Annotated in this window: 13 protein-coding genes; 4 read left to right on the top strand and 9 right to left on the bottom strand. The window is 40.8% G+C overall.

Translation table 11 applies throughout. From position 1 onward, the window contains the following. Nucleotides 1-16: 16 nt before the first annotated feature. Together KJK34_RS06260 and KJK34_RS06255 are read right to left on the bottom strand one after the other, a co-directional pair. Complete coding sequence (locus KJK34_RS06260; protein WP_223053001.1) at nucleotides 17-796, bottom strand: GLPGLI family protein; 780 nt, start codon at nucleotides 794-796, stop codon at nucleotides 17-19. A gap of 90 nt (nucleotides 797-886) precedes the next feature. After that, nucleotides 887-1,765 carry a GLPGLI family protein gene (locus KJK34_RS06255; RefSeq protein WP_223053000.1) on the bottom strand — a complete coding sequence of 293 codons (879 nt, stop codon included), beginning with the start codon at nucleotides 1,763-1,765 and terminating at the stop codon, nucleotides 887-889. 195 nt (nucleotides 1,766-1,960) lie between these two features. Here KJK34_RS06255 and KJK34_RS06250 point away from each other — a divergent pair, with 195 nt between their 5' ends. Together KJK34_RS06250 and KJK34_RS06245 are read left to right on the top strand one after the other, a co-directional pair. After that, the gene (locus tag KJK34_RS06250) at nucleotides 1,961-2,767 is read left to right on the top strand and encodes a hypothetical protein (RefSeq protein WP_223052999.1); all 807 of its coding nucleotides are present in this window, start codon (nucleotides 1,961-1,963) and stop codon (nucleotides 2,765-2,767) included. Next, on the top strand, nucleotides 2,767-3,381 hold the full coding sequence (locus KJK34_RS06245; RefSeq protein ID WP_223052998.1) for a deoxynucleoside kinase: 615 nt from the start codon (nucleotides 2,767-2,769) through the stop codon (nucleotides 3,379-3,381). Before KJK34_RS06250 ends, KJK34_RS06245 begins: the two co-directional genes overlap by 1 nt. Before the next feature lie 32 nt (nucleotides 3,382-3,413). Here KJK34_RS06245 and KJK34_RS06240 read toward each other — a convergent pair whose 3' ends face one another. The 7 genes from KJK34_RS06240 to KJK34_RS06210 all read right to left on the bottom strand — a co-directional run bounded on the left by KJK34_RS06240 (nucleotide 3,414) and on the right by KJK34_RS06210 (nucleotide 12,553). Next, nucleotides 3,414-4,082, bottom strand: a complete 669-nt coding sequence (locus tag KJK34_RS06240) for a hypothetical protein (protein ID WP_223052997.1) — start codon at nucleotides 4,080-4,082, stop codon at nucleotides 3,414-3,416. 394 nt (nucleotides 4,083-4,476) lie between these two features. Next, nucleotides 4,477-6,933: a sodium-translocating pyrophosphatase gene (locus tag KJK34_RS06235; protein ID WP_223052996.1), complete on the bottom strand. Its 2,457-nt coding sequence runs from the start codon at nucleotides 6,931-6,933 to the stop codon at nucleotides 4,477-4,479. Between the two features lie 114 nt (nucleotides 6,934-7,047). Then, entirely contained in the window at nucleotides 7,048-7,578 is a 531-nt protein-coding gene (locus KJK34_RS06230) for an inorganic diphosphatase (RefSeq protein WP_223052995.1), read from the bottom strand. A 188-nt stretch (nucleotides 7,579-7,766) separates the two neighbouring features. Next, nucleotides 7,767-8,330, bottom strand: a complete 564-nt coding sequence (locus tag KJK34_RS06225; RefSeq protein WP_223052994.1) for a hypothetical protein — start codon at nucleotides 8,328-8,330, stop codon at nucleotides 7,767-7,769. Between the two features lie 96 nt (nucleotides 8,331-8,426). Beyond that, nucleotides 8,427-8,921 carry a hypothetical protein gene (locus KJK34_RS06220; RefSeq protein WP_223052993.1) on the bottom strand — a complete coding sequence of 165 codons (495 nt, stop codon included), beginning with the start codon at nucleotides 8,919-8,921 and terminating at the stop codon, nucleotides 8,427-8,429. A 64-nt stretch (nucleotides 8,922-8,985) separates the two neighbouring features. Then, nucleotides 8,986-11,478, bottom strand: a complete 2,493-nt coding sequence (locus KJK34_RS06215; RefSeq protein ID WP_223052992.1) for a DUF5686 and carboxypeptidase-like regulatory domain-containing protein — start codon at nucleotides 11,476-11,478, stop codon at nucleotides 8,986-8,988. A 70-nt stretch (nucleotides 11,479-11,548) separates the two neighbouring features. After that, nucleotides 11,549-12,553: a pyruvate dehydrogenase complex E1 component subunit beta gene (locus KJK34_RS06210; RefSeq protein ID WP_317196872.1), complete on the bottom strand. Its 1,005-nt coding sequence runs from the start codon at nucleotides 12,551-12,553 to the stop codon at nucleotides 11,549-11,551. Between the two features lie 184 nt (nucleotides 12,554-12,737). On the opposite strand from KJK34_RS06210, the gene KJK34_RS06205 reads away from it, so the two are divergent. Both KJK34_RS06205 and KJK34_RS06200 read left to right on the top strand, forming a co-directional pair. Then, a complete protein-coding gene (locus KJK34_RS06205; RefSeq protein WP_223052990.1) occupies nucleotides 12,738-13,400 on the top strand; it encodes a hypothetical protein in 663 nt (220 codons plus the stop codon). A gap of 185 nt (nucleotides 13,401-13,585) precedes the next feature. Beyond that, on the top strand, nucleotides 13,586-14,332 hold the full coding sequence (locus KJK34_RS06200; protein ID WP_223052989.1) for an electron transfer flavoprotein subunit beta/FixA family protein: 747 nt from the start codon (nucleotides 13,586-13,588) through the stop codon (nucleotides 14,330-14,332). Nucleotides 14,333-14,418: the final 86 nt, after the last annotated feature.

Raw genomic sequence — 14,418 nt, 5'->3', positions numbered from 1 at the left:
TGGTAGTGTGTTTGTTTTATCCCCCTATACGGAAAACTCTTGTAGTTCCTTCGGGGCCTGTATTTTCCATTTGCTCCATCTGCTGCATTTTCTCTTCATGAATTTTGTCAAACTCAGCCTGAGACACTTTTTGGCCTACAGATGGTTTCGTAATTTCAAACTTATCGGCCGGGTTAAGCACTATTTTAGAACATAAAAGTGAAGTTGAGCCATCGTTAACTTCAAGTATAAGCCCCGGCAGCCCCCAATAAATGCCTGGCCCATGCCCGACAGGAATATCAGGTGTGTACCAGGCTGTTACCACAACATCTTTTTCTGTACCAAAAAGGCCGGACTTTGTATTATCTTTTTTAATGGTATAAGTAGCCTTGAAACAGTTGTAGCTGCCTATTTTTTTAGTTTCGTTTTCCAGTTTCCAGTTAAGCTTTACCAGTGAGTCTTTAACCAAAAACTCTTTCCCGAAAATATCGCCTTCCAAAAGGTAATATTTCTCTTTAAGGTTTTTGTATCGCCTGCCATCTCCCGTTACTTTTACAGTTATACCCACCGGACCCGGACTTTGCAGTTTTTCCTGCTCTTCATATACCGAGGCCTGTGCATCAAATTTTAATGTGTATTTTTTCTCGAAAGCCTTTGCAAGCTGTTCTTTAAAATCTTCACCCAGGTCAATTTCCTTACCGTCTCCGGTTTTCATTTCCAGCATGGTTTTCGACTCGTAAACAGCCATCCCCCTGAAGTTTTGGCTATGCAGGGCAAATCCTGCGAGCATAAATAAGCATACAAAAAAGTTTTTCATGATGATTGATTTTACAGTTCATCACAAATATAACTATTTTTTTAGTTACAAAACTATATTTATAGTTATAAAACTAATTTAGCAATTCTATTAGCCGCCTATCCGAATGCCACCCCGGCCACCGCCATACATTTCCTGCATTTGCTGTATCTTTTTTACCATCAGGTCGGCAAACTCCTGTGGGCTGACCTTTTCACCTTTGGTAGGTTTTTTAATCTCTGCCTTCTCCTTTACATTTAAAACTATCTTGCTGCATAATATGGTAGTCTTATCATCCGAAACCTCTAATATAAGCCCCGGCAGCCCCCAGTAATTTTCAGGCCCCTGGCTAACGGGTATTTCGGGAGCGTACCATGCGGTGATTATTTTAGTGTCGGGCATCTCTACCATATCCATAAAATTAGTTTTCCTTAGCTCCTCCTCGCTCTTTTCTTTCATGGCTTCCTCTGCCCCTTTTTTGGGTTTGTAGTTCATCATGTTACTCCTGTCAACAGGCACTTCGGCAGTAGCCTTATAGCAGGTATACTCGCCTATCTTCTTGGTCTCATTCAGCATTTTCCACTGTATTTTAGGCAGCGTATCGGTAACAAGGAACTCTTTCCCAAAAATATCTTTTTCCTGCAAGGATACTTTTTCCTTGATATTCTTATACTGCACACCGCCGCCGCCCATCATAGAAGACATCATTTTAAATGCAGGGTTAGAACCGGGTGCATCCAGCTTTTCTTCTTCTTTGTATATAGACTCGGTGCGGTTAAAGTTGAGCACAAATGTCTTTTCAAACATTTTCTTCATCTGTGCCTCTATCATCGTCCTCATTTCGGGGGTAATCTCTTTGTTCTCGTCCAGCTTTGCCATCTGGTCGCCCACCCCTGTTTTCGATTCATATACTGCCATACCCTGAAAATCCTGTGCATTAAGGTTTACAGTTGCTAAAAAAAGTATAAGTAATAGTGATAAATTTTTCATGCTTTAAATATTATATATGCACTTTAGACTATTTTGCATCTATGTTGTTACATGATTTTTTCTTAAATTTCAGTCTAAAGTAATATTTACGCAGCTTTATTTAAATAAATAGCGGTAAACACTATAAATAATACAGCTAAAACAAACAACAGCTTTACAGCGTTGTGTATGTAATTAAAAACTATTTTTACAGTAATGAAAAAGCTGCTGTTATTATTGATATTAGTTTCGGGCATTGCCTCAGCACAGGAATTAAGCGTTCCTGTAAAGCTGCTTACCGATACCGAAGCAGCAGCCGACCGTTATGCGGGGCGCGACCAGTTTGGGTGGCACTACACTATCGCCAATAACGAATTCAGGAAACAGAAGGATGGGGTAACAGTGCGCTACAAAGCAGTCTCTTTGGGTACTATATACAGGGTAGATTTGCAGAATCCGCTACAGATAGTACTGTTTTACAAAAAGTTCAATACGGTTGTAATGCTGGATAATCAGCTAAATGAAACGGCACGTTTCGATTTTAATGATATCATACCGCAAAACCGCCAGCTGCCTATAGTAGCCGAAGCCGTTGGGCTGGCATCGCAGAACAGGCTCTGGCTATATGACATGAACACCCAGCAGGCAGGGCTTTATGACCCCGCAGCGCGCACTTTTAAAAGCGTAACGCCGCCATTTAACCAGCAGCTTAAAGCCTATTACAGCGATTACAACTATTTTTACTGGGCAGATGACAGCCTTAATTACTATGCTGTAAACCTTTTCGGGAAGGTTACCAATATTGGCACATTGCCGGAGTTTGACCGTATGCAGCCTGTTAGCGCCACACAGGTTTTACTGCAAAAAGGCAACACGCTGTACCTGTACAGCTTTGGGAAAAACAGCCTGCAAAAGGTTGAAACGGTTGAAAAAACCAGTACCGACTTTTTTTACACAGCGCAAATTTTGACTATTTTTACGGGCACACACATAATTGAATATAATATAACACTACCTGAATAATGCATATAGCTGTAGCCGGAAACATTGGCGCCGGGAAAACCACTTTAACAGGATTATTGGCAAAACACTTTAAATGGGAACCCCACTATGAAGATGTGGTTGACAACCCCTACCTGGATGATTTTTACCACCAGATGGAGCGCTGGTCGTTTAACCTGCAGATATACTTTTTAAACAGCCGCTTTAACCAGATACTGCAAATACGTGAAAGTGGCAAGAACATTATACAGGACAGGACGATATATGAAGATTCGCATATTTTTGCGCCCAACCTGCACGCTATGGGGTTAATGACCAACCGCGACTATAATAACTATAAATCGTTGTTTGAGCTGATGGAAAGCTTTGTTGCGGCACCCGACCTGCTGATATACCTGCGCAGCTCTATACCCAACCTGGTAAAGCAAATACACAAACGTGGCAGGGATTATGAAAACTCTATATCTATAGATTACCTGAGCAGGCTTAACGAGCGTTACGAAGCGTGGGTGCAGGGCTACGACAAAGGCAAGCTTTTAATTATCGACGTAGATAAACTGGACTTTGTAGATAACCCGGAAGATTTAGGTACCATCATCAACAACATAAACGCTGAACTGAACGGGTTGTTTTAGCACATAAAGTACTTATTTAACCATCAAATAGGTTAATTAAAATGTTTTATGATTCTATATTCAATTTGCGTATTTGTGACCTTCAGGATTTCTATTCGTGATCCTCTAAAGCCTATTATATTATTTTCAGTTAAATCATATTGAAGTTCCTGATAAAAAGACGGACGTGCTAAATCATCTATATATTCCCTATACATAAATTTTATAGTGTTACCTGACTTACCACTATAAACAATTTCATTTCTAAAGCAATTATTACATCCATCAATGTAATAATTATATTTTTCTAATTTTAAATCATCGGTGTGTTTTACCTCAAAACCATTAATAGAATTAATGAAAGGCTTTATACTTCCATCTTTCTTATTTTCTGCGAGACCAACTGTATATGCGATATTATTAAATATTACCTTTGTATTATTATGATATAGATAGTAATTTGGCGTAATTTCAGAAATAGGAAGTACATCTCCTTGTTTATAAGGAAAGCTAATATTTAAAATTTTTAAATCTTTACTTATACTGATAATTTTATAAGCATTCCTAAAACCCCGTTCGCCACTTTCAATAATTTTATCGCCTACCTCACGAGTCATAAATAATTCTAAATCAGGCTCAAAATATAATTCTTTGTTATATGGAATAGAGGGAACTCCACACGATATAATCAAAAAGCACAGTAGTATTGATATCGTTTTCATGTATTATAATTATTTTACAAACATAAATTTTCTATTAAATGATAGGTAAAAATATTATAAATATTATCTTATATTTTTAGATTCAACATCATAATTATTGAAGATTTATCCACTACGTTCGAAATGGAAAAACAACAAAAGGCGTAGTTCCATTTCGAGTGAAATGAAATGAAACCGAGAAATCTCAACATCAATAAAAACAGATTTCTCCGCTATAGTCGAAATGGAATAAAAAAAGGGCTGTCTCAAAAGTGCTTTTACCAGCACTTTGTCATTCCGACGATAGGAGGAATCTAAATGAAATCAATCATTTAAGATTCTTCACTTCGCTATCGCGTCGTTCAGAATGACACTTTTGAGACAGCCCCTTTATTATCTAAAAACTACAGCAAAATTATCTCCTGCTGCTACGCCATTCTTCTATACGTTGGTTAACCTCATCCTCGGTACCGCTAAAGGTTTCGCGGTGGGTGCTAACCGTTTCTTTTTCGCTTACGGTAGAAACAATAACAGTCGCCGTCATGGTACCATCATCATTCCTCTGCTTTTCTATGGTAACTTCCTCACGGCTTTCCTGCCCTGTTATTATGGGTTGCTCTATAACGGTAGCAGTTGCCGGGTTTATGCCCTCGCCCCCATCATGGCTTCCCAGTATTGGGGCTATTACAAGCCCTATAAGGCAGCTTAGCTTTATCAGGATGTTCATACTCGGCCCGGAGGTATCTTTGAACGGGTCACCTACCGTATCGCCTGTTACAGCCGCTTTATGCGCGTCAGAGCCTTTAAAGGTCATTTCCCCGTTAATCAGTACGCCTGCCTCGAAAGATTTCTTGGCGTTGTCCCACGCGCCACCTGCATTGTTCTGGAACACCGCCCAAAGCACACCGCTAACCGTTACACCCGCCATATAGCCACCAAGCATTTCGGCAACCATCTGGTTATTGTCAGGATAAATCAGCATCCCAATAAGCACTATGGCAATAGGCATACCTATTGTAAGCAATCCAGGCAGCATCATTTCGCGCAAAGCGGCCTTGGTAGATATTTCTACGCACCTGCCATATTCCGGCTTGCCTGTACCTTCCATTATGCCTGCAATCTCACGGAACTGCCTGCGCACTTCATATACCATATCCATTGCAGCCTTACCCACCGAGTTCATGGCTAACGCCGAGAACACCACAGGTACCATACCACCAACAAACAGCATGGCAAGTACCGGCGCACGGAAGATGTTGATTCCATCTATACCTGTAAAGGTTACATAGGCCGCAAACAACGCTAGCGATGTTAACGCCGCAGAGGCAATGGCAAAGCCTTTACCTGTAGCTGCGGTAGTATTACCAACTGAGTCTAATATATCAGTACGTGTACGTACTTCTTTAGGCAGTTCACTCATTTCGGCAATACCGCCTGCGTTATCCGATATTGGGCCGAAGGCATCAATAGCAAGCTGCATGGCAGTAGTAGCCATCATAGCCGAAGCGGCAAGCGCCACGCCATAAAAGCCTGCAAAGGCATAAGAAGCCCATATTGCTCCTGCAAACAGCAGCACGGTAGGGAATGTAGAAACCATACCTGTAGCTAGCCCTGCAATAATATTAGTGCCCGCACCCGTACTCGATTTTTGCACTATGGCAAGCACCGGCTTTTTGCCCAGACCCGTATAATACTCGGTAACCGATGATATAACACCGCCTACAACCAAACCTATGAGCGTTGCATAAAACACCCTCATAGAAGATATATCTTTAGCTTCCTCACCATAAAAATCCATCCTCATGGTTTCGGGCAGCATATAATCTACCAAAAAGTAGCATGAAACCGCCACAAGCACTATAGATACCCAGTTACCCCTGTTAAGGGCACCCTGAACCTGTGCTTCTTTTGCATCGTTACTGCTTATGTTAACCAGCATTGTGCCTACTATAGAGAATAATATACCAAAACCGGCAATAGCCATTGGCAACAATATAGGGCCTATACCACCAAACGCATCTGTAAAGCCCGGGTTAGCAAGGGTAATATCCCTAAGCACATAATTACCCAGTACCATAGCGGCAAGTACCGTTGCCACGTACGAACCAAAAAGGTCGGCGCCCATACCGGCTACGTCGCCCACGTTATCACCAACATTATCGGCAATGGTTGCCGGGTTACGCGGGTCATCTTCAGGGATTCCCGCCTCTACCTTACCTACAAGGTCGGCACCCACGTCGGCTGCCTTAGTATAGATACCACCGCCCACACGGGCAAAAAGCGCTATAGACTCCGCACCAAGCGAGAAGCCTGCAAGGGTTTCCAGCACTATCGTCATAAGCTCCTGTGGTGTGCGGGTTTCACCGCCATACATGGCAGATGCCCACTGACCATCCATAAAATAATAAAAGAAGAAAATGAAAAAGGCAGTAAGCCCCAGTACGGCAAGACCGGCAACGCCAAGCCCCATAACCGTACCGCCGCCAAAAGATACTTTTAACGCCTGCGGAAGGCTGGTGCGCGCTGCCTGTGTGGTGCGCACATTACTTTTGGTGGCAATTTTCATACCCATGTTACCGGCCAGCGCCGAGAAGATGGCACCAAAAACAAAGGCCAGTATAATGAGCCAGTCGGTAGTGGGTACAATGTATGCAATTACGGCAAGGGCTATACTTGCAACAATTACAAAAATGGTTAACAGTTTGTATTCGGCTTTAAGAAAAGCAAGCGCCCCTTCGTAGATGTAATCTGAAATTTCTTTCATCTTTCCATCCCCTGCATCCTGCTTCAGCACCCAGGACCTCTTTACAGCCATGAAGAGGAGGCCCAGTATGGCCAGTATGGCCGGCACGTAAATCATAATTGAATCCATAAAATAATTGTTTGGTTAATTGTTAACATATTGTAAATGTAACAAAACCAAAGCAAAAAAAGCAACATCCCGATAAGGAATGTCGCTTTTATGGTATCATTTTTACAGTAAAAACTATCTTATACTGAAAAGTTCTTCAGGTTTATTGTCAAGCGTTTCGAAGCGGTCAACACATTTGTCGATAATTTCTCGCGCTTCGTTTACATCTCCCCAACCTTCCACATCAACTTTCTTCTGCTCAAGGTCTTTATATACCTGGAAGAAATGCTCAATTTCTTTTAGCAGGTGGGGGTTCATATCGCTAAGGTCTTCCAACTTGTTCCAAACAGGGTCGCTAACCGGCACACATACAATTTTCTCGTCCGGGCCTTTTTCATCGGCCATGTGGAAAACGCCAATTGGCTTAACTTCCATAACACAACCGGGGAAAGTAGGTTCTGTTACCAAAACAAGCACGTCAAGCGGGTCGCCGTCAAGCGCAAGGGTCTCCGGTATAAAACCATAATCGGCAGGATACATCATAGATGAGAAAAGCATCCTGTCGTAACGTATTTTTTTCAGTTTAAAGTCGTATTCATATTTGTTCCTGCTCCCTTTTGGGATTTCGATAAGAACATCAAAAGTTTTCAGTTTCGCTGCAGACATTTTTTATCTATATATTAGTTACGTATTAAGCGGTGCAAAAGTAGCACAAAAATACAGTAATGCAAGCTAAAATCAGGTTAATGACTACATCATTTTAACATATTTACATAATGATAACAGCAGGATAGCATGTAAATAAAAAAGCCCCGCTATGGGGGCTGTCTATATAATTTTCTTATACTATTGTATTAAAATGACGATTCGCTTTTAGAGCAGTCGTATTCAGAGCAGCCATTTTCCTGGCAGTATGCAACCCTTTTACCGTTTATAAGCAGGTAAGACAGGTTACAGCCGCTAACACAGCCATCGCATGAAACAGTTTTTACAAAACCGTTATCTGAATATAAAATAAATTTGGTATCTACCTTTTCAAGTTGCAGGCTTATGGTTTGCCCGTTCTTATCGCTACCAATTAAAAAGAACCCTTTATCCGTAGGGTCGTTATCGGCAATCATTCCTGTAATAAAAACATCCTGTAGTGTTGTTGGCCTGCCTTCATTAGCCAGTACTTCTTCAAGATCGGCTTTAAGCAGGTTTACATCAGCAGTTATAATATACTCGCCGTTAACTTCCTCACCTATTTCACTTTGCCAGTAATAGGCCCTGTTCATATCTTCGGCTACCTGTTCATCAGACAGTACAGAGGTACTGTTGTTCATATCAATATCAGATACTGTTGCATCATTGCTGCAGCCTGTTGCTGCAAGTGCAACGGCAAAAAAAGCTGTGGTTTTTAGTAGATAGTTTTTCATGGCAATATAATTTAGCTGAGTTACCCTGCTAAGGTACCACATCAAGATACTATCTATTACCAAAGAAGTGTTAAGAATAGACCGTTTAAGAAAAGATTAACGCACCTCTGTTTCATGTTTTTTGCAATCGAGGCACGGGGTACAGTTTATGTACTTTTTACCATTGCGTACCGTTACCACAGGCAGGCATCCATCATCGCAAAGGCCGGTACAAACAACCAGTGGCATTGCCCTGCCCGAATCTTCAGAATGTTCAAAATACAGTTTCCCCTCGTTAATTGTCAGCAAAGAAGCTGTCCTTACCGAGCCGTCTTCTGTACGCGCCAAAAGCATGTAATATTCGCCACCTTCTTTTCCTTCGGCTATTCCCTTAACAATTTCGAAGCCTGTAAGTTTGGCGTCTTTATTTTTGTCTTTAATAGCGTCTTCCCACTTAGCTTTAACAGCTTGTATATCCGAAAGTTGTGGCTCCCCGCTATTAACAGTTCCTACAACAATATCAGCATAATTTACTGATGGCACTTCTTTGTCGTTGTTTTTACATGAAAACAAGGTCAGGGCAAAAAAAGCAATTATGCAAAAAACCTTCATAATAATAAGGGTAGATGTTATTGCTTACGAAAATACAACATTTTGTATAACATTAACTTTTTTTTTAAAAGTGCAGGCCAAAAACACCTTTAATTGTAAATCTGTTGGCATCAGGCAGGTTAAGGTAACTGCCACGCCATGCAAAATCGATACGGAAAACCTTAAAGATATTACCTATCCCCGCATGGTATTCCCAGTACACATCTTCGGGTGCGCGATAGGTGATTGTACTGGCATTTAGCCTTATATTTTCTTCCGAAACAGTTCCGTAAACGCCTTTTATACCCACTATTTCACGAAGGTTTAAATCGCGCAATATCGGTATTCTTGAAAACAGCCTGCCGTTAAAATTATGCTCCAGGTGCAATGATACATATTCATCTGCCACAAACTCATAATAGTTCATCAGGTTATAGGTGTTATCAATAATAAAATAGGACTGGTTACCGGGAATAACACTCATTAAACCAAGCGGTACAGCTCCGAAAGTTTTACCGGCTTCTACAGTAGAAAAGAAACGCCCGAAACCTCCTATAAGTATCGGCTGCCTGTAATAGAACTGAAGCTTTTGGTAATTAAAATCGCTACCGAAGATACCTTCCAGCCCCTGTGAGAAGTTTACATAAAACCTCGGATAATCATTATCATCCACATCAGAGCGTTCTACACCATAGCCAATAGTGCGCCTGCCGGGAGTATAGTCTATAGTAAGGCCATATTCATATTGCTGTAAATCGCTGCGGACACCTTTAGAAGGGTCAGCCGGATCAATGTAATAATCAAGCGTAAAAGTAGGCGAAGCCGATTTTAAAGTACGGTATGAGAAGCTGCTCCTGAAAACAACATTTTTCCATGGCTCTATTTCTGCCGAAAAGTTGGAATAATTGATTGATGTCAGCTTGGTATTATCACCGCTTGCAAAGATAGCCGACGAGGCAAAACTCCTGCCCAGCACATCCGGAGAACCGGTAAGGCTTACCCCTATCTGCTCTATATCGCGACGGTTACCTGCTGCCAGTATAATGCGCTTTTTTTTATCAACCATCCATTTGCCCGATATGCCATACTTAAATTGGTTGTCTTTAAAGCCGTAGGCCGTATAACCTTCCAGCCTCCAGGGGTCGTTTTGCCCGTAGTAGGTACGCCCGCCTGTGCGCAGCCTTATACCCTCAATATCATTATACCCGAAAGTGGAGAATATAGGGCCATAGTCAAAGTTGCCCATCTGGTAATAGCCGCTACCCAGTGTCGCGACTACAGTGTACATTCGTTTAAATTTGGGGACTGTTTTAAGGGTATCTAGCATTTTATATACCGCCTTTTCGTCTTTGTTGAGCGACTCAAAGCGGTTTTCTGCCCAATACTCGTCGGAGCGGTTATTTATAGTGTCATTATAATAGTTGACTTCTTTCCTGTAAAAATCATCCGGTTTTTTAATATCGAACTCATAATCGCGGAACAAGGTGGTACGCTTACCGTAAACCCCTTTTGATTCGTCTTTTTTGCGAAGTGCAAAGTCAGTCATCAGGTGGTCGCGCTTCAGCAGGAAAACAGAGTCGTTAAGCACATCAAACTCCTGCTCTATATACATATCCTTCACAAAGTTGATGTTAGCACCTTTGCTGGCTGCCATGCTTATTTTTTTAATGGCAAATGTGGTATCATTTACCCAAAAGTTACCTTTAAAAGTAAGCTCGCCTTTACGCCTTGGGTAAAAAACGATATTAAAGCAGTATTTGTTATCTATATAGGCTGTATCGGCCAGTACATAGTTATATACATTTATACCCGTGCGCGACAAAGGGCTCACAAAGTCTTTATCAAAAAACTTCAGGTAGTTATCATATACATCATATTCGGCATACAGGTCTTTTACGAAGGCAATAATCTGCTGGTTATCACTAAAACCGGAGTTCTTATTAGCCTGAAGTATTTCCTTTTCGCTGTTGGTTGTATTGTCGCCATATACCTCGCTTATGCTTTCGTTTATGAATATAGGCAGGTAGGTTTTCCCGGTAACGCTTGATGTATCAACATGATCGAATATGAACTCCATGCCCCGGAATATCTTGCTTTCCATAAAGGCACTGTCTATATTATTCATGTCAAACTCTACCTTTTCATACTTGTCGTACTGATACTGCTTAAACATGCGAAGGCCGTTTTTGCGCCTTCTTTCCCATATTTTGCGGAGTATATCAAGTGCAGGGTTGTTCTTTTTAGAAGTTTTACCCGAATACAGCACTACCTCCTTAAGTTCCTGGGCTTCGGCCAGTTTTACTTTTATTCCATAATTAACCGGACCTGTAAGCTCAACCTGCTTGGTAGAAAAGCCTACGAAAGAAACTACTATTGCTGTATGGCTGTTAGGAGATTCGAGATAAAATTTTCCGTTTTCATCTGTAATAACACCTTCGCTGGAATCTTTAAAATATACGTTTACAAAAGGCAGGGGCAAATTGGCATTATCTACAACCGTTCCCTCTACCTTTGTTTGTGAAAAAAGGGAACCCGCCAAAAGCAGGAAGGCCCCTAAAAACAGTATTTTCTCTTTCATATATGCTTATAAACAAAAACTTCACCATAATAGTATGATGAAGTTTCAAATATAAGAGTTTTATTTCTCCTTATTTTTTGTAGGTAACTTTTTTAACTGCCTTTATAACATCATCTGCATTTGGCAACCATTCCTTAAGCAAAGCCGGAGAATATGGAGCAGGCGTATCGGCTGTTGTTATACGTTGTATCGGGGCATCAAGGTAATCAAAAGCGCGCTCCTGCACTATATATGTAATCTCTGATGCCACACTTGCAAAAGGCCATGCCTCTTCAAGAATTACAAGCCTGTTGGTTTTCTTTACAGATTCCAGAATAGCCTTGTGATCCATAGGGCGAACAGTTCTAAGATCTATAACCTCACAGCTGATGCCTTCTTTCTCTAATTCTTCAGCAGCCTTAAGCGCCTCTTTAATTATCTTACCGAAAGATACTATGGTTACATCTTTACCTTCCCTTTTAATATCGGCTACACCAAGTGGAATAGTATATTCACCTTCAGGCACTTCACCCTTGTCTCCATACATCTGCTCGCTCTCCATAAAGATAACCGGGTCATTATCGCGGATGGCCGACTTTAAAAGTCCCTTTGCATCATAAGGAGTAGAAGGCACCACTACCTTTAATCCGGGAGTATTGGCATACCAGTTCTCAAACGCCTGAGAGTGGGTTGCCGCAAGCTGCCCCGCTGAAGCAGTTGGCCCACGGAAAACGATAGGGCAATCAAACTGTCCCGCCGACATCTGGCGTATCTTGGCAGCATTATTAATAATCTGGTCTATACCAACCAGAGAGAAGTTAAAGGTCATAAACTCTACAATAGGCCTGTTGCCGTTCATGGCGCTGCCCACTGCAATACCGGCAAAACCAAGTTCTGCGATCGGGGTATCTATTACCCTTTTCGGGCCAAACTCATCAAGCATGCCTTTAGAGGCTTTATAAGCACCGTTATATTCGGCAACCTCTTCACCCATTAGATATACTGATTCGTCGCGGCGCATTTCTTCGCTCATAGCCTCGCAAACAGCTTCCCTGAATTGTATCGTTCTCATGTATGTACGTTTATCGGTATTAATGTGAATGGCAAAAATAAAACATTTTAATTATTATTAGCGTCTTTAAAATGCAATTCTACTGTACACATTTCAATATTTAAGCTCTTTTATAAAAGGCAGCCTCACGAAAACCTTTTCGTAAACATACCCTATAAAAAAGTTTTTGTTTATTTGTAAGATAACAATCAACTAATTAATATTAATCATGAAAAAAATTATTACTCTGCTATTTCTTTTTGTAGTAGTTGTTGCTAAAGCAGAAAAATATTATAAAGCTGAAATTCAATTTCGTAACGGCGAGCTAAAAAATGGTTATGCTGAGCTGCCAAGTAATAGTATATTGGAAGGTGCAATTAAATTTAGAGAATCTGAAAAAGGAAAAATTATCCGATATGATTCCGATGAAATCGAATATATAGCCTATAGTACCGATTCTGGCAGGGAATACTTATTTGAATATAGAAATATCAAGACAATATATGGATCTAAGAATAATCCACGTGAGCATACTTTTAAAGTAAAGTACTGGTCGTTGTTAACATTTGCCGACCCTGTCATTAAGTGTTACCAAACAGGAGAAAATTATCATATAGACAATGAAGGAGAAATTACACTTACATTAAAAAGTAATATTGGTATGGCTTCGACCAGCATATCTTTTTTACGCCCCGGAGAAGAAGTGCTTACTATGATAACCAGCAGCGAAACGGAAGGCGCCAATGCTCTTGGACGGGAGAGTAAATTTAGAAAGAGTGCAGCCCACTACTTTAAAGATGTTACTGAGTTAGCGAAGCGCATCATTGACAAGGAGTTCAAAACTGATGATATACCCGAATTATTAAAAACCTATGTTCTTTATAAAAAATAATCGTGGTTATAAAAATTAAATATCCCGCAATATTATTACGCATTAGCATCTTTTTTTTATAACACACATATTTTAAAAGGCAATTCTTTATAAATACACTATTTTATATGCATGCATAGTTTTTTATTCGGAATATTTTATTAATTTCGTAACGGAAAACAATCAACTCCTATAAAACAATAGAAATGAAAATATTAGTTTGCATCAGCCACGTGCCTGATACTACTTCAAAAATCAATTTTACTAACGGAGACAGCGAATTTGACACCAACGGAGTGCAGTTTGTAATTAACCCGAATGATGAATTCGGGCTTACGCGCGCTATATGGTTCAAAGAACAGCAGGGAGCTAATGTTACCGTGGTTAATGTGGGCGGCACCGATGCCGAAGCTACACTGCGCAAGGCTCTTGCTATTGGCGCTGACGAGGCAATAAGGGTAAACGCAAACCCTACCGATGGTTATTTTGTTGCAAAGCAGCTTGCCGAAGTGGTTAAGAATGGTTCTTATGACCTTGTTATAGCCGGCAAAGAGTCTTTAGATTATAATGGTGGTATGGTACCGGGTATGCTTGCTGCCATGCTGGGCTACGATTTTGTTAACTCATGTATAAAGCTTGATGTTAACGGAACCGATGCTACTGCCGTAAGGGAAATAGATGGTGGTAAAGAAACTCTTAGCACTAAACTGCCACTGGTTATAGGTGGGCAAAAAGGGCTTGTGGAAGAGAAAGACCTTAAAATACCTAACATGCGCGGTATTATGATGGCGCGCCAAAAGCAGCTTAACGTTCTTGAGCCTGTACAGGCAACTAATGCCACCTCAGCAGTTAAGTTTGAAAAGCCTGCTCCAAAATCGGCTGTTAAGCTAATTAGCCCTGATAACCTTGATGAGCTTGTAAACCTGCTGCACAACGAGGCTAAAGTTATCTAAATTAGGCAATTTGAAGATGAGGCAATTTGAAAATGCCCTCTTCAATTTTCAAATTTTCAAATTAAACAATTTTCAAATTTTAAGAT

Origin of the sequence: Flavobacterium coralii, assembly GCF_019891545.1 — a bacterium.
Taxonomy (GTDB): Bacteria; Bacteroidota; Bacteroidia; order Flavobacteriales; family Flavobacteriaceae; genus Flavobacterium; species Flavobacterium coralii.
Note: the sequence above shows the minus strand (reverse complement) of the source record. Positions and strands in the feature narration are given on the sequence as shown.